The following is a 15,234-nucleotide window of genomic DNA, read 5'->3' as shown; positions in this document are numbered from 1 at the left end:
GACGCGTGGGTCGTCCCGCCGGGGGCGGCTTCAGGGGTGGCGAGCGGCGGCGGCCGGCCGTCGGGGGTCGGCGTCCCGGCGGCGGGACACAGGTCAGCCGTTGCGCGGACCGGGGAAGGCGGGGGAGCGGGGAGCCTCGCCGAGCGTGCGGCCCGCGGTCCCCCCGGTCGCGGCCTGGGCCTCCTCGCGCACCGGCTGCGGCGGCACCGAGCGAGCGGCCGGCACGGTGGGCAGCGGCCCCAGGGGCCGGGTGGCCGTCCCCTCGGCCAGCGGCTCCGCGGACTCGGCGGCCTGCGCCCGCCGGGCACCGTAACGGCGGTGCACGGCCTGCTTGGTGACGCCGAGCGCCGAGCCGACCGCATCCCATGAGAAACCGAGCGAGCGGTCGAAGTCCACGGCGGCGGTGACCAGCGTCTCGACGCTGTCCCGCAGCTCCTGCGCGAGGCGGACGGTGGGCGCGGGCGCCCGGCCGTAGACGACGAAGCCCGTGGAGGGACCGGAGCGGCGCGGGCGGTACACGTTGCCGAGCTGGGCGGTGAGCGTACGCAGAGCATCCACCTGCCGGCGAACCCGCTCGATGTCCCGCACCAGGAGGTGCAGGCTGGCCCGGGCTTGGGCGTCGTGGGTGGCGTGGTCGGCCATGAAGAAGCCTCTCGAACCGGTGCTGAAGGGCGGATCGGGCCGCAGACACCGTTAGCACGCGGCCCGTTTTGGTCAATCTCTCTTGACCAACGCGCCACCCGGCGCCCAGGTCACGCTGCGGGGGCGTGTCGGCATATGCGAGGGGCGCGTGAGTGTGCGTACGCCCCCTCGGCGCCGCAGGTGGGCCCTGGCGGGGTATCCGCCGGATCGCCCGTCGGCGCACGCCCCATAGACTGGTGTGCTGCTGACAGCCGAGATAGCGAGGTAGGACCCCAGTGAAGCTCGTCTTCGCAGGCACCCCCGAGGTCGCCGTACCCGCCCTGGACGCCCTGATCGCCTCCGGGCGGCACGAGGTCGCCGCCGTCGTCACCCGGCCCGACGCACCGGCAGGCCGTGGCCGCCGGCTCGTCGCCAGCCCGGTCGCAGAGCGCGCCGAGGAGGCCGGCATCGAGGTCCTCAAGCCCGCCCGGCCCCGCGACCCCGACTTCCAGGCCCGGCTGCGCGAGATCGCCCCGGACTGCTGCCCCGTCGTCGCCTACGGGGCCCTGCTCCCCAAGAGCGCCCTCGACATCCCCAAGCACGGATGGGTCAACCTGCACTTCTCGCTGCTGCCCGCCTGGCGCGGCGCAGCGCCCGTCCAGCACTCGATCATGGCGGGCGACCAGGTCACCGGCGCCTCCACCTTCCTCATCGAGGAGGGCCTGGACTCCGGCCCGGTCTACGGCATCCTCACCGAGGAGATCCGCCCCACCGACACCAGCGGCGACCTGCTCACCCGGCTGGCCTTCGCCGGCTCGGGGCTGCTGGCCGCCACCATGGACGGCATCGAGGACGGCACCCTGCGCGCCGTCGCGCAGCCCCACGACGGCCTCTCCCTCGCGCCCAAGATCACCGTGGAGGACGCCCGGATCGACTGGACGGCGCCCGCGATGCGCGCCGACCGCGTGGTGCGCGGCTGCACGCCGGCCCCGGGAGCCTGGACCGTCTTCCGCGGGGAGCGGCTCAAGCTGATCTCGGTGGGTCTGGTGGCCGACCGCACCGACCTGGCGCCGGGCGAGCTGGCCCCGGCCAAGAACAACGTCTACGTCGGAACCGGCTCGCACGCCGTGGAACTCCTGTGGGTGCAGCCCCAGGGCAAGAAGCCGATGCGCGGCGCCGACTGGGCCCGCGGGGTGCGGATCGCGCCGGGCGAGCGGCTCGGCGGGGCCGACGTAGGCTGAATCCAGCCGAGCGGATTCCAGCCGCGCCGTCCGCAGCGGCGCGGACCCGCCGCCGTACGGACCGCCGCCCCGCCGGGGCGGCGCCCGCCACCTTTTCACGTCATGACCGCAGCACCTCGTAAACCCGGAGCACCTTTCACGTGACCGAACAGCCCCGTCCCCGTCGCAGCCCCGCAGGCCAGCGTCAGGCCAAGCCGCACCGGCGGCCCCAGAAGGACCCCGTCCGGATGCTGGCCTTCGAGGTGCTGCGGGCGGTGGACGAGCGCGACGCCTACGCGAACCTCGTGCTGCCGCCGCTGCTGAAGAAGGCTCGCCAGGACGAGAGCTTCCAGGCGCGCGACGCGGCACTGGCCACCGAGCTGGTCTACGGGACCCTCCGCCGGCAGGGCACCTATGACGCCGTCATCAAGGCGTGCATCGACCGGCCGCTGCGGGAGGTGGACCCGCCGGTGCTCGACGTGCTCTCGCTCGGCGCGCACCAGCTGCTCGGCACCCGGATCCCCACGCACGCCGCGGTCTCCGCGAGCGTGGAGCTGGCCCGGGTGGTGCTCGGGGACGGGCGCGCCAAGTTCGTGAACGCCGTGCTGCGGAAGATCGCCGCGCACGATCTCGACGCCTGGCTGGAACGGGTCGCGCCGCCGTACGAGGACGACGCCGAGGAACACCTCGCGGTGTACCACTCGCACCCCCGGTGGATCGTCAGCGCCCTGTGGGACGCGCTCGGCGGCGGCCGCGCGGGGATCGAGGACCTGCTGGAGGCCGACAACGAGCGGCCCGAGGTGACCCTGGTCGCGCGCCCCGGCCGGTCCACCCCGCAGGAGCTGCTGGACGCGGTCGGCGAGGAGTCGGCGCTGCCCGGCCGCTGGTCGCCGTACGCCGTCCGGATGGCCGAGGGCGGCGAGCCCGGCGCCCTGGAGGCGGTGCGCGAGGGCCGCGCCGGCGTGCAGGACGAGGGCAGCCAGTTGGTGGCGATGGCCCTGGCGGCCGTGCCGGTCGAGGGCAGCGACGAGCGCTGGCTCGACGGGTGCGCGGGCCCCGGCGGCAAGGCGGCGCTGCTCGCCGCGCTCGCGGCGCAGCGCGGCGCGTTCCTGCTCGCCTCGGAGAAGCAGCCGCACCGGGCGCGGCTCGTGGAGCGCGCTCTCGCGGGCAACCCCGGCCCGTACCAGGTGATCACGGCGGACGGCACCCGGCCGCCGTGGCGGCCCGGCTCTTTCGACCGCGTCCTGATGGACGTCCCGTGCACGGGCCTGGGTGCGCTCCGTCGTCGCCCGGAGGCCCGCTGGCGGCGTCGCCCGCAGGACCTGGAGGGCTTCGCGCCGCTCCAGCGCGGGCTGCTGCGGGAGGCGCTGTCGGCGGTCCGGGTGGGCGGCGTCGTGGGCTACGCCACGTGCTCGCCGCACCTGGCGGAGACCCGGGTCGTCGTGGACGACGTCCTGAAGGGGCGCGGCGCGGGAGCGTCGCCGGTGTCCGCGGAACTGATCGACGCGAGGCCGTTCATGGCGGGCGTACCGGGCCTGGGCGACGGCCCCGACGTCCAGCTGTGGCCCCACCTGCACGGGACGGACGCGATGTACCTGGCACTGCTGAGGCGCACGGCGTAGGGCGGGGCCCCGATCCCGTGACCCCCGAGCGGGGCGGGCGCCCGTGCACCTGGGTACGGGTACTCATGAGCCGTGCTTCGGTGCGAGGTAGTGTTCCCGGCTGGTGTGATCAACGGGAACAATCGGGGGCTGCGCGCATGGCGTGGGACGAGTGGGAACAGATCAAAGCCGGTGCGGGCGAGGGGCACGTGGGCATGAGGCTCAACCAGGTGCCCGCCGATCCCGGCACCGGCGCCCCGAGCGCTGTGACGGGGGGCCTTCAGTCCAGCAAGAAGGCGTGGACCACGGCCGGTGAGGGCGTGGGCTCCCTCCGCCAGACCATCGGCACCGCGCTCACCAAGCTCTAGGACGGGCAGAACGGGATCGGCTCGACCGCCGGGTGTCTGACCGCGGTCGCGCAGAAGGACGTGTACGACTCCTGGAAGAAGTACGCCGAGAGCGTCAGCGAGCGGTGCGGCGCGGTCCAGGGAATCCTGAACCAGGTGGGCCGCGACGTGCTGACGACCGACGAGGGCGTCCAGGCGGAGATGGACAGGGCCGGGCGCCGAGAAGGCCTCGGAGGGCGGCACGGTGACCGGTAGCGCGGGCGGGACCGAGACCTCCGACGCCCTGGAATGTCAGGCGGCGAACATCCACCCGAACCCGAACCCGAACTACGGCAAGGCGATGGGGTACGCGAACCGCATCGCCGACGCGCTCAAGGAAGCCACGGACGCGGACGCCAAGTGGGAGCCGAAGATACGGGCCCTCAAGGCCGACCGACCTGACCGTGTCCGCCGGCGACTGGACCGACGCCACCTCCGACGAGGGAGGCGTGCGCGGGGCGGCCGACGCGTATCTCCGCACGGTCAAGCCGCCGCCGAAGAACGACTGGCCCCAGGACAACGCCAACTGGTGGAACGGCCTCACCGAGGAACAGCGCGAGGCCTACGTCTCCATGCACCCCGCGAGCATCGGGGGCCTCGACGGCCTCCCCTCCGCCGTACGCGATGACGCGAACCGCCTCGTCCTCGCGGAACAGCGCGCCGCCAAGCAGGTGGAGTACGACGCCTGGCTCAAGAAGGAGCCGGAGCACTACAGGCCCTACATCAGCCCCATCACGGGCCGTGAGGTGAAGGGCGCGATGGTCCCGACGGACGAGTGGAAGGCGTGGGAGAAGAAGAGGAAGGAGATCGAGGACGGATCCAAGGGCATGGACGCCATACAGAAACGATTCGACAGCTACACGAGCGAGAGCAGCCGCCCCTATCTCCTCGGCTTCGACGGCAAGGACATGGGGCGCGCCATCGTCTCGATCGGCAACCCGGACACCGCCGACAACGTGGTGACGTACGTGCCGGGGACGTTCGCCGAGTTGGGGTGCCGGTAAGAACGCTGTCACCGATCCTGCTGGCCAATTCCGTTGCGGGTCGGTTGTGATGCTCGTTGGTCCTGTAGCGGTCGTGCTCTTCCGTCTGCGGCCGCGGGGTGGGGTGTGGGGTGTCGATGCGGGCGCGGCCGTGGCCGCAGGTGCCGGAAACGACCGGGCGGGCAGCGCGGGCCGCGGCGGCGAAGGGGCCGTATCCCACCCGCGCCGGCGTCGAGGGCACCATCCACCAGGCCGTCGCGGTCACCGGCATGAGACGTGCCCGCTACCGAGGCCTGAAGAAAACCCACCTGGAACACGCATTCTCAGCAGTCGCGCTCAACCTCATCAGGCTCGACGCCTGGTGGAACGGCCATCCCCTCGACCGAACCCGCACCAGCCACCTCGCCCGACTCGACCTCTCCCTCACCGCATGATCCGGAATTGGCCAGCAGGATCGTCACCAGCCGCAAACGGCGGTGATCAGCCCTCTGACCTGGTGGGTTGGGGCAGTTCGGGCATGCTCGTCGCCTCAGCGAGTGCGAGGCGACCACCCTTGAGTTCGGGCACGTAGTTGTAGATGGTGTTGCGGGAGACGCCGAGGAGCTTGGCGATCGAGGTGACGGTGTTCTCCGGGCGGGCGAGTAGGTCGCGGGCGTGACGTACCTGCTCCTCGGTCATCGCCGGCGGGCGGCCGAGTCGGGCGCCGCGGGCGCGGGTGGCGTCCAGGCCCTCGTTGGTGCCCTGCACGATAAGTTCGCGGATGAACTCCGCCAGGGCCGCGAACACGTGGAAGACCAGGTGCCCGCCGGGCGTGGTCGTGTCGAGCGCCTCGTGTAGCGAGGTGAACCCGATGCCGCGCTTGCGCAGGCCGGACACGATCGCGATGAGGTCCTGGATGGAGCGGCCGAGCCGGTCCAGCGACGGGACGACGAGGGTGTCGCCCTCGCGCAGGTAGTCGAGGGCCTTCCATAGCTCCTCGCGTTCGGCGTTCTTGCCGGACTTCTTGTCGGAGAAGATCCGGATGCACCTTGCTTCGGTGAGTGCGTGGATCTGCCGGTCGAGCAACTGGCCTTTGGTGGACACGCGTGCGTATCCCACGAGGCTGCCGGTCCGTACGGCCGGAACGGGGTCGAGGAGATCGGCGGTGTCGTTGTCCTGGGGTGGCTGCACCTGCCAGATCGCACAGAAAAGGGTGCTCCTCAAGTTCTTGAGCACATCGACTTTCTGACACCGTTTTATGGGCATGATCCGGTGCCGATCCGGTCGCGCGCCGCCACTTCTCGATCTTGCTCATCAATCGGTCGGTTGATGAGCACCAGTGGCTGTGGGGGCGGTCCACGCAAGCAGCATGTGAAGGGCGTCGTGGGACGAGGTGTCCGGCTGGGCCGCATACGTGATCAGTGCCTGGTCGGGGTCGTCGGCAGCGCGCAGGGTCTCGTAGGTCAGTTCCAGGTCGCCGACCAACGGGTGGTGGAACCGCTTGATGCCCGAGGTCTTGTCCTGGACCGGGTGTTCTGCCCACCAGCGGCGGAAGTCCTCGCTCTTCAACGACAGCTCCCCGATCAGGTGTGCCAGTCGCGGGTCGCTGGGGTGGTTCCGTCCAGCCTCCAGGTGGAGGTAGGCCACGTTCTCGCGGGCGCAGGAGGACCAGTCCGCGTACAGGTCTCGGGACGCCGGGTCGAGGAAGGTGATCCGGGCGATGTTGCGCTCGGCCGGGTCCACGGCGGCGTAGTCGCCGAAGAGGGCGGCCGCTGCCGGGTTCCAGGCCAGGATGTCCATGTGCCGGCCCATTACCATGGCCGGTATGTCCTTCAGCTCGTCCAGCAGCCGCTGGAGCATCGGCCGTACGTGCTGCCGGCTGACCTGGTGCCTGCGCGCCGGACGGGCGGTCTGCCGCGGTTGGGCCAGCTGGTGCAGGTGCCGGCTCTCGTCGTCGTTCAGCCGCAGTGCGCGGGCGAGGGCGTCGAGCACGGTGTCCGAGGGGTTGGCCACGCGGCCCTGTTCCATCCGGGTGTAGTAGTCGACGCTGACCCCTGCGAGTTGGGCGACCTCCTCGCGGCGCAGGCCGGCGACCCGGCGCGTGCCGCCGAAGTCCGGCAGGGCCACATCCTGCGGGTGAAGGCGGGCGCGGCGGGTCCGGAGGAAGTCGCTCAGGCTGGTTGCGGTGCTCATACGACGATTGTGGCCGATCACGGCGGTGTGCTGCCTGGCCCTGCTGGGGCCAGGCAGCACACCCACTGGTCAGGAGGCAGGGATGGCGGCCCCGGCGGGTGACCGGGAAATGTCAGGCCTGGCGGGTCGGCAGGACGATCGACTGGCGCAGGTTGACGTGCCGGCGACGGCTGACGATGTACGCGACGAGGTCGGCGATGTCCTCGGCGGTGAGGGCGGGGATCGCGGTGAACATCCCGCCGAGCTGCTCGCGCAGTTCCGGGTTGTCGATGTGCCCACCGAGTTCGGTGTCGGTCAGGCCCGGCTCGATGGTGCTGACCCGGACGTCGCGTGGGCCCAGCTCGGTGCGCAGTGCGGCGGACAGCTGGGTGAGGGCGGCCTTGGTGGCCCCGTACACGGCGTAGTCGGGGAAGAGGACGTGGGAGGCGATGGAGGAGACGTTGACCAGGTCGGCGGTGCTGCCGTCGGCGGCGGCCTCGGTGAGGTCGGGAGTGAACGCGCGGATGACGCGCAAGGCGCCGGTGAGGTTGGTGTCGATCATGCGGGTCCACTCGTCGAGCCGACCCTCGGTGAGGGGATTGGGCAGCATCACGCCCGCGTTGTTGACCACCAGGTCGACCCGGCCGTAGGCATCGTGGACGGCCTTGGCGGCGGCGTCGACGGATGCCTGGTCGGTGACGTCGGCGGTGACAGCGAGGGCCTGGCCTCCGGCGGCGGTGAGTTCGGCGGCCAGCGCGTCCAGCCGGTCGGTACGCCGGGCGAACAGGGCGACACGGGCGCCACCCGCCGCGAGCAGGCGGGCGGTGGCCGCGCCCATGCCGCTGGCCGCTCCGGTGACGACAGCGGTACGGGCGGCGAGGGCGGGGTAGCTCATGGGGTGCTCCTGGGTCTGCTGCGCGGGCCGGTGCTGGTGGACCGGCCCGGCCGGTGCGGTGGGCGGATGCGGACCACTTTGCGCCCGCTCGGGACGGCCAACCAGAGCTTGCCGTTCCCTGGGAAGGCCAGGACCACCCTGGGCTGGGCGGCCCGGTCTACGCTGCGGGCATGGAGAACGCGGGCTTGGAGAACGCGGGCAGCCGCTCGGCGACCGTATCGACCAGCTCGCCATGGCGGCCGGGTACGACGCGGCGGATTGGTCGCACATCGCAGACCGGCACGAGCAGACCAGCGCGCGGGAATGGCAACGCTCACGCCTCCGTACGTTCCTCGGCCAACTCCCCATCGTCCGCAGTGCGGGGGCCGGGCACCGCGGCCACTGTGAGATTGAGACGAGCGTCCATGTCGAGGTTCACCTCGCCGTACGGACGCACGTGGGACCAGAACAGCGGGGTCAGGCCGCGTCGGTCGGCCGATGTGAGCAGTCCGCCCACTCCGGCTCGTCCAGGACGTCCTGGAGCATGAGGGTGTTCACGTAGACCAGGGCGGACTGGAGGATGCGCAGGCACAGCACGAACATCTCTTGCTCGTCGCGCCGGTTGGAGGCGATCTCCCCGCCCTTGCCGTAGGCGATCACGGAGTTGGCGCCGTTGGAGGACTCCATGACGTTCAGGCCCTCCTCGATCTCCCGCTGGAGATCCCGAAGCCGCAGGTAGCGGGCCACGAAGATGGTCTTCTGTGCGCGGCCGACCTCCAGCATCGCCGCGTAGGTGGGGTGGGAGGCGTTGCGGGTGAAGCGGCGCAGGATCGCCTCGGTGGAGGCGGTACGGGTACGGATCGCGGTGGCGTACTTGATCATCTGGTCGTACTGCTGGGCGATGAGTTCCCAGCGGATCGGGCGGGTCAGCGCCGGGGTCAACTGCGGGTAGGCGTCCGGGTCGCCCACCACCGGCCGGTACAGCTTCACCTTGTTGATCCGCTTGATACGCGGCAGCAAGTCGAAGTTCAGCAGTCTCGTGATGCCAAACCCGATTTCCGACTGGCCATGCGAGTCCGTGTAGTTGGCCTCGACAGTCGGTTCGCTGCTGCCCGCCGGCCTTCACCAGGCCTTTGCTCTTCAATGCGGTCAGCAGCAGGTCCAGGGCCCGCTCCTCCAGGTTGTGAGCGACCAGACGGGCACGGAACTCGGACAGCACCGAGGCGTCGAAACCTGGATCGTCCAGTTCCAGGCCCAGCGCGTACTTGAAGTCCATCCCGAACCGCACCCGATGCGCCGCGGCCCGGTCGGTGAGGTTCTCGGCGAACTGCACACCGTCACCAGTGCCAGCTGCCCCGGTGACCACCCTTGCCGGCCTCGTACCCCGAACGCCTGGGCGAACTCGACATCCGCGAACAGCTCGCCGAGCTCGTCGCGGACTCGCATCGCCAAGGGATACGGCCCCTTCGCCGCCGCGGCCCGCGCTGCCCGCCCGGTCGTTTCCGGCACCTGCGGCCACGGCCGCGCCCGCATCGACACCCCACACCCCACCCCGCGGCCGCAGACGGAAGAGCACGACCGCTACAGGACCAACGAGCATCACAACCGACCCGCAACGGAATTGGCCAGCAGGATCGGTGACAGCGTTCTTACCGGCACCCCGAGTTGAAGTCCATCGACGGGGACATCGGCAGGGCCGAGCGTCTCCAGGCACAAGCGGAAGCCACCGACGGCTCCCGGAAGACGGCTTCGATCGTCTGGCTCGGTTACGACGCCCCTCAGGGCATCGCGACCGATGCGACGGAGACGAAGTGGGCGGACAACGCCAGGGAGCCGCTCGGCAACTTCATCCAGGGGATCGAGGAAGCCAATCACGTGGGCAGCGGCGTGAACCAGACGCTCCTGGGGCACAGCTACGGGTCCCTGGTGGTGGGCGAGACGATGAGCATGCACATAGACCTGCCGGTCGACAACGCGATCATGGTGGGCAGTCCCGGCGTGGGAGTGGACCACGCGAAGGACCTGAACATCTCGCCGGACCGGGTCTTCGCGGCCACGTCCGACCACGACCTCATCAACTTGGCCCCGCCGACGTCCCGGGACCCGCTGGCCTCGGGAGTGACCCCGGCCGGTCCCGCCGCCGCGTTCGAGGCCCCCTCGGCCGACGACCCCGCCACGCGCCGGGCCCTCGGCCACTCCAGCCGGATCTACGACGCGCTGCAGGTCGGATCGGCGCCCACGCAGCCCGGGGGAGGCCTCAGCACGGTCCGGGACGCGTCCGGAACCTCGGTCCACCACACCTGGTCGACCGAGCCGCTGCCGCAGGACGAGAGAGCGGCCGCCGTGGAGCGCGCGCAGACCTTCTTCCAGAGTGCGGGATGGACCGTGCGCCGTGCGCCGACGGTCGAGGGCACCCCGGCCGTCGTCGCCGGCCACCCAAGAGACCGCACGGTCGCGCAGGTCGCGGCCTCGACCACCGGCGCGGTGCGCGTCGCGGTGACGACGCCCGCCACCGGTCCGGCGTCCGCCGACGTGTGAGAGCCGGCGGGACCGGGTTCCGGTCCCGCCGGCCTTTAAGGACGGCTGAAGCATCCCGCGCGATCGGTTAAGCAATGCTACCCCCGCCCCGACTTGCGGGGTCGTGGCCGGAACCGGTCGCAGGCATGGCAGGCTTGGGGGCATGGCCGCGCAGATTTATCCCAGCATCCTGTCCGCCGACTTCGCCCGACTCGCCGAGGAGGCGAGGGCCGTCGAGGGGGCCGACTGGCTGCATGTCGACGTCATGGACAACCATTTCGTCCCGAACCTCACCCTCGGCATGCCCATCGTGGAGTCCCTGAGCCGGGCGACGGACATCCCGCTGGACCTCCACCTGATGATCGAGAACCCGGACCGCTGGGCCCCGCAGTACGTGGAGGCCGGTGCGGGTTCGGTCACCTTCCACGCCGAGGCCGCGGCGGCGCCCGTGCGCCTCGCGCGGGAGATCCGGGCGAAGGGGGCGCGGGCGTCGATGGCGCTCAAGCCCGCGACGCCCATCGAACAGTACGAAGACATCCTCCCCGAGCTCGACATGCTGCTGATCATGACGGTCGAGCCCGGCTTCGGCGGCCAGCCCTTTCTCGACATCATGCTCCCCAAGATCCGCCGGACCCGGGAGCTGATCTCCAAGCACGGCCTGGAGCTGTGGCTGCAGGTCGACGGCGGGGTCTCGGCCTCGACCATCGAACGCTGTGCCGAGGCCGGCGCCGACGTATTCGTCGCGGGCAGCGCGGTCTACGGCGCGGTCGATCCGGCCACCGCCGTGAGCACGCTGCGTGACCAGGCGGGTGCGGCGATCGCCGCCGCGCCGTGGGCTTGCGACCACTGAGCCAAGGGTTGATGAACAGCTCGGTGAACGGGAGCTGTCCAGGCTGATCAACGGCCGCCGGATCTGACAGGATGAACGGCGAGTCGAGAGTGTGAACACGAGAGTGTGAACAGCAGTGAGGAGAACGCGGTGTCTGCAATGTCGGCGGGACGGTCAGCCCTGCGGATGGGACCCGCGGAGCTGGTGCAGGCGGCGGCCATGGCGCGCCGTTTCTACCTCGAGGGCAAATCCAAGATCCAGATCGCCGAGGAGTTCGGCGTGAGCCGCTTCAAGGTGGCCCGGGTCCTGGAGACCGCCCTGGAGCGGGACCTCGTACGGATCGAGATCCGGGTACCGGCCGAACTCGACGCGGAGCGTTCGGACGCGCTCAGGGCCCGGTACGGGCTCCGGCACGCCGTCGTGGTGGAGTCGCCCGCCGACGCCACCGAGGACGCGCCCGATCCGGAGAACCTGGGCGCGGTCGCCGCCGACCTGCTGGGCGAGCTGGTCAACGAGGGCGACGTACTGGGCCTGGCGTGGGGGCGGTCGACCATTCACATGGCCGCCTCCCTGCACCGGCTGCCGCAGTGCACCGTGGTCCAGCTGACCGGCGTGTACGACGCGGGGACCGCCGAGCGCGGTTCGGTCGAGGCCGTGCGCAGGGCCGCCCAGGTCTCGGGGGGCGACGCGCACCCGATCTACGCGCCGATGCTGCTGCCCGATCCGGCGACCGCGGCCGCGCTGCGCAGCCAGACCGGGATCGCGCGCGCCTTCGAGTACTTCGACAAGGTCACGGTGGCGGCCGTCTCCATCGGCTCGTGGGAGACGGGCATCTCCACCGTCCACGACATGCTGACGGACGAGGAGCGGGCCCACTACGCCTCGCTGGGCGTCGCGGCCGAAATGTCCGCCCACCTGTTCGATTCCGAGGGTCGGCGGGTCGGCCGGGACCTCGGCGAGCGGTGCATCACCGTCGAGGCGGACCGGCTGCGGCGGATCCCGGAGGTCGTGGCGATCGCGGGCGGTCTGCGCAAGGCCTCCGCGATCGGGGCGGTGCTCCGGTCCGGTCTGGTGACCAGCCTCGTCACCGACACGGCCGTCGCCGACTACCTGCTGACCGAGTCGGCCCCCGGGCTCCGGCCGGCGCTGGATCGGGCCGATCCCGACGACCTGTAGCGGCGGATCGGCGGTCCGCCGCCACGGCTGGTGCGGATGGTGCCGGAATTGAGATCCGAACGGCGGACCGCGCGGCGGCCTGCTGGGCGCATACTGGTTCCAATGACAAAGTCAGCAGTACCTCGCCGCCATTTGCCGTCCAGCCCGTTCAAGGCCCCCGTGGAACAGCCCATCCGGCAGTTCAGCGTCGGCGACCGGGTCACTCACGATGAGCACGGCCTCGGCCGTGTCGTCGGAATCGAGGAGGGGATCGCTGTTCTCGTCGACTTCGGTTCGGTCCAGAAGCGAATCCTGAGTCCCTACACCAAGATGGCCGCGCTCTGAGGCCACCGGGCGATTCGCGAGCGAATCGGACATTTGGCACGATCGGTGCATGATCTTTCGGAACGTGCCCCGATCGTTGCTGCGTTTGCTGGGGGCCGCGTTCCTCTGTGCCGCGCTGGTCGGCGCGGTGGGCTGTGGCGGGCAGCAGCCCGCGCCCGCCGCCGCCAGCGCCAGTGCCAGCACCCGCGGTGCCAGTCCCGGTAGCAGTACCGCTCCCGCGTGGGCGAAGGGCATGGCCGTCGTACGGGCCGACGCGCTGCCGCAGCAGGCACGTGACGTGCTCGCGCTCATCGACCAGGGCGGGCCGTATCCGTACCGGCAGGACGGCGCCGTCTTCGGGAACTTCGAGAAGACCCTGCCCCGGCAGAAGCGCGGCTACTACCACGAGTTCACGGTGCGGACCCCGGGGGAGCGGGACCGCGGGGCCCGGCGGATCGTGACGGGTTCGGGTGGGGAGTTCTTCTACACGGACGACCACTACGACACCTTCAAGGGGGTTCTCCGATGACCCTGGACCCGCGGCCGCTCGCCCCCGCGCTCGAGGCGGCCGATGCCGCCGGCTGGACGACCGTACGGCTGGACTTGGACGGCGTACGGGGCAAGGCGGAGCTGATGCGGCGGTGCGGGGTCGCCTTGCGGCTGCCGGAGTGGGTCGGCGGGAACTGGGACGCGCTCGCGGACGCGATGCGGGACCTGTCGTGGCTGCCGGGTGCCGCGGGGCGGCTGGTCGCGGTGACCTCGTGGCGTGGCTATGCCGCCGCGCGACCCGGCGAGTGGGAGACGTTGGTGGAGGTGCTGGAGGAGGCGGTCGACTTCTGGCGGGAGCAGGAGGGCGGGCCGGGGCTGACGGTCCTGCTGGCCGAGGCCGAGGCCGGGCCCGGGCCGGCTGCCGGGGCTCTGTCCCGGACCCCGCGCCTCAAACGCCGGCGGGGCTGAAAGATCGGAGCTCCGCCCCGGACCCCGCGCCTCAAACGCCGGCGGGGCTGAAAGATCGGGGCTCGCCCCGGGCCCCGCGCTTCAAGCGCCGGCGGGGCTGAGTTGTGTCGGCCGGGGTGAACAGATCGGGGCTCGCCCCGGGCCCCGCGCCTCGAGCGCCGGCGGGGCTGGATGGTGTGGCGGGGCTGGAATGCGTGGGAAGACCCGGGGCTGTGCCCCGGGTCTTCGTCGTTCAGTCCGTTTTCGGGATCCACGGCGGGGTCTGGCCCCAGGACCAGGCCGGGATCTTGGCCGCGTCCACCGGGGGTGGGTTGGGGCCCGAGTAGATCAGGGCCATGCGCGTGCCCCACTCGATGTAGTAGGCGAAGACCCCGCGGAACTCGGGGTCCGTGGGGAGGCCGACCTCGTCGGCCGTGTCCATGAGCAGGTCCACCCAGCGGCGGCGCTGCTTCTCGGTGATCGCGCGGCCCAGGTGCTTGGTGGCCATGTGCTGGTGGCCGCCGTGGTGGTCGGTGTACTCCGAGGGGCCGCCGAAGACCTCCGACAGCCAGACCGCGACGTGCTGCGGGTGCTCCGAGTCCATGCCGGCGAAGACCGGGGCCAGGATCTCGTCCTGCAGGGCGTGGGCGTAGAAGGCGTCGGTGAGGCGGTCCATCGCCTCCGCGCCGCCCATCCACTCGTAGATGGTGGGTGTGGTGCTCATCGTCGTCAGGTGGCCTTTCCCGTGCCCACGACGCCCGTCACGAGGTAGTGCTGCATCTCCTCGATGGCCGTCACGTACGGTCGGATCGCGCTGAAGAACGCCGGGAAGTGCTCACCCTTGCGGAATCCGCCCAGGTGGGCCTCGATCGAGGTCCAGCGGATGCGCAGGATGTAGCGCTCCTTCTCCTCCTCGCACCGGGCCAGTTCGTAGTCGATGCACTCGGGTGACGCGGCCAGGGCCTCGGCGGCCCGGGCGTACGCGTGCTCGAAGGCCGGCTGGTCGTCCAATGCGATCCGGTAGCGGATGTATTCGACGGTGGTGGTCATGGGTGCGTGCCTCTCCCTGGTTGGTGGTCCCGGCCAGCCTTACGCGATCATGCGCCGGAGTGGGGCCGATCCGTCATTCGGACCCGGACTTCCTGGAGTCGGTCCCGTCGGAGACGTCCGGGCCCTGGTCGCGGACCTGGCGGACCTTGTCCAGGGAGTCGCGCAGTTCGGTCAGCCAGGTGTCGGTGTTGCGCCCCACGAGGCGGACGCACCAGGCCAGGGCGTCGGCCCGGCTGCGGGCGACCCCGCCGGCGACCAGGGTGTCGAGGACCTGGCGTTCGGACTGGCGCAGGCGGGTCATGACCGGGACGGCGAGGTGGGTGAAGAGCGTCGTCTCCTCACCCGCCCGCACGCCCCAGGCGACCTTGCGGCGGTAGAGGGACTCGGCCTCGCGGGCCACCTCGATGCGCTGTTCGCGGGTGCGTTCGCGGAACTCCTTGACCGACTCGGTCGCCGGTATGACGCCGACGACCGTGATCTCCTCGCGGTCGGCCGTGACCGAGACGAGGGACTCGTAGACGTCCACCGGCAGGCGCTCGGCGAACCACGCGCGGAGCTGTTCGCTCTGTTCGGCTGTAATCATGTAA

The 15,234-nt window shown here is 71.2% G+C and carries 20 protein-coding genes; 12 read left to right on the top strand and 8 right to left on the bottom strand.

Translation table 11 applies throughout. The features are described from left to right. Positions 1-93 precede the first annotated feature (93 nt). On the bottom strand, positions 94-642 hold the full coding sequence (locus tag OG332_RS08520) for a hypothetical protein (protein ID WP_327412879.1): 549 nt from the start codon (positions 640-642) through the stop codon (positions 94-96). A 275-nt stretch (positions 643-917) separates the two neighbouring features. Between OG332_RS08520 and fmt the strand changes: the two genes are divergently transcribed. The 6 genes from fmt to OG332_RS08490 all read left to right on the top strand — a co-directional run bounded on the left by fmt (position 918) and on the right by OG332_RS08490 (position 5,245). Continuing rightward, positions 918-1,862, top strand: coding sequence for a methionyl-tRNA formyltransferase (fmt, locus tag OG332_RS08515; RefSeq protein WP_327412878.1), 945 nt, complete (start codon positions 918-920; stop codon positions 1,860-1,862). Between the two features lie 140 nt (positions 1,863-2,002). After that, complete coding sequence (locus tag OG332_RS08510) at positions 2,003-3,463, top strand: RsmB/NOP family class I SAM-dependent RNA methyltransferase (protein ID WP_327412877.1); 1,461 nt, start codon at positions 2,003-2,005, stop codon at positions 3,461-3,463. A 137-nt stretch (positions 3,464-3,600) separates the two neighbouring features. Continuing rightward, positions 3,601-3,810 carry a hypothetical protein gene (locus OG332_RS08505; RefSeq protein ID WP_327412876.1) on the top strand — a complete coding sequence of 70 codons (210 nt, stop codon included), beginning with the start codon at positions 3,601-3,603 and terminating at the stop codon, positions 3,808-3,810. 60 nt (positions 3,811-3,870) lie between these two features. Beyond that, a complete protein-coding gene (locus OG332_RS08500) occupies positions 3,871-4,044 on the top strand; it encodes a hypothetical protein (protein ID WP_327412875.1) in 174 nt (57 codons plus the stop codon). Positions 4,045-4,232: 188 nt separating this feature from the next. After that, a complete protein-coding gene (locus OG332_RS08495; protein ID WP_327412874.1) occupies positions 4,233-4,832 on the top strand; it encodes a hypothetical protein in 600 nt (199 codons plus the stop codon). Between the two features lie 116 nt (positions 4,833-4,948). Further along, the gene (locus OG332_RS08490; protein WP_442816122.1) at positions 4,949-5,245 is read left to right on the top strand and encodes a transposase; all 297 of its coding nucleotides are present in this window, start codon (positions 4,949-4,951) and stop codon (positions 5,243-5,245) included. A gap of 46 nt (positions 5,246-5,291) precedes the next feature. Here OG332_RS08490 and OG332_RS08485 read toward each other — a convergent pair whose 3' ends face one another. From OG332_RS08485 to OG332_RS08470, 4 genes are all read right to left on the bottom strand, one after another. Continuing rightward, positions 5,292-5,981, bottom strand: a complete 690-nt coding sequence (locus tag OG332_RS08485; RefSeq protein WP_442816121.1) for a recombinase family protein — start codon at positions 5,979-5,981, stop codon at positions 5,292-5,294. A 123-nt stretch (positions 5,982-6,104) separates the two neighbouring features. Next, a complete protein-coding gene (locus OG332_RS08480; protein WP_327412872.1) occupies positions 6,105-6,983 on the bottom strand; it encodes a helix-turn-helix transcriptional regulator in 879 nt (292 codons plus the stop codon). A 112-nt stretch (positions 6,984-7,095) separates the two neighbouring features. Further along, a complete protein-coding gene (locus tag OG332_RS08475) occupies positions 7,096-7,857 on the bottom strand; it encodes an SDR family oxidoreductase (RefSeq protein WP_266403952.1) in 762 nt (253 codons plus the stop codon). Positions 7,858-8,313: 456 nt separating this feature from the next. After that, entirely contained in the window at positions 8,314-8,880 is a 567-nt protein-coding gene (locus tag OG332_RS08470) for a Tn3 family transposase (RefSeq protein WP_327419146.1), read from the bottom strand. A 621-nt stretch (positions 8,881-9,501) separates the two neighbouring features. Here OG332_RS08470 and OG332_RS08465 point away from each other — a divergent pair. From OG332_RS08465 to OG332_RS08440, 6 genes are all read left to right on the top strand, one after another. Beyond that, complete coding sequence (locus OG332_RS08465) at positions 9,502-10,374, top strand: alpha/beta hydrolase (protein ID WP_327412871.1); 873 nt, start codon at positions 9,502-9,504, stop codon at positions 10,372-10,374. Positions 10,375-10,516: 142 nt separating this feature from the next. Continuing rightward, positions 10,517-11,203, top strand: coding sequence for a ribulose-phosphate 3-epimerase (gene rpe, locus OG332_RS08460; RefSeq protein WP_327412870.1), 687 nt, complete (start codon positions 10,517-10,519; stop codon positions 11,201-11,203). Between the two features lie 138 nt (positions 11,204-11,341). After that, a complete protein-coding gene (locus OG332_RS08455; protein WP_442816339.1) occupies positions 11,342-12,358 on the top strand; it encodes a sugar-binding transcriptional regulator in 1,017 nt (338 codons plus the stop codon). Between the two features lie 102 nt (positions 12,359-12,460). Continuing rightward, entirely contained in the window at positions 12,461-12,682 is a 222-nt protein-coding gene (locus OG332_RS08450; protein WP_189740325.1) for a CarD family transcriptional regulator, read from the top strand. A gap of 49 nt (positions 12,683-12,731) precedes the next feature. Continuing rightward, positions 12,732-13,190, top strand: a complete 459-nt coding sequence (locus tag OG332_RS08445) for a ribonuclease domain-containing protein (RefSeq protein WP_327412868.1) — start codon at positions 12,732-12,734, stop codon at positions 13,188-13,190. Next, complete coding sequence (locus tag OG332_RS08440; RefSeq protein ID WP_327412867.1) at positions 13,187-13,618, top strand: barstar family protein; 432 nt, start codon at positions 13,187-13,189, stop codon at positions 13,616-13,618. Before OG332_RS08445 ends, OG332_RS08440 begins: the two co-directional genes overlap by 4 nt. 232 nt (positions 13,619-13,850) lie before the next feature. On the opposite strand, the gene OG332_RS08435 is transcribed toward OG332_RS08440, so the two are convergent. From OG332_RS08435 to OG332_RS08425, 3 genes are all read right to left on the bottom strand, one after another. Next, positions 13,851-14,321, bottom strand: a complete 471-nt coding sequence (locus tag OG332_RS08435; protein WP_327412866.1) for a group II truncated hemoglobin — start codon at positions 14,319-14,321, stop codon at positions 13,851-13,853. Between the two features lie 5 nt (positions 14,322-14,326). Further along, entirely contained in the window at positions 14,327-14,647 is a 321-nt protein-coding gene (locus OG332_RS08430; protein ID WP_327412865.1) for a putative quinol monooxygenase, read from the bottom strand. 73 nt (positions 14,648-14,720) lie between these two features. Next, positions 14,721-15,230, bottom strand: coding sequence for a hypothetical protein (locus tag OG332_RS08425; protein WP_327412864.1), 510 nt, complete (start codon positions 15,228-15,230; stop codon positions 14,721-14,723). Positions 15,231-15,234 lie beyond the last annotated feature (4 nt).

The sequence above is a fragment of the Streptomyces sp. NBC_01233 genome, from assembly GCF_035989305.1.
Classification (GTDB): domain Bacteria; phylum Actinomycetota; class Actinomycetes; order Streptomycetales; family Streptomycetaceae; genus Streptomyces.
The sequence above is the reverse complement of the archived record's forward strand: the minus strand, read 5'-3'. Positions and strand labels throughout refer to the sequence as shown.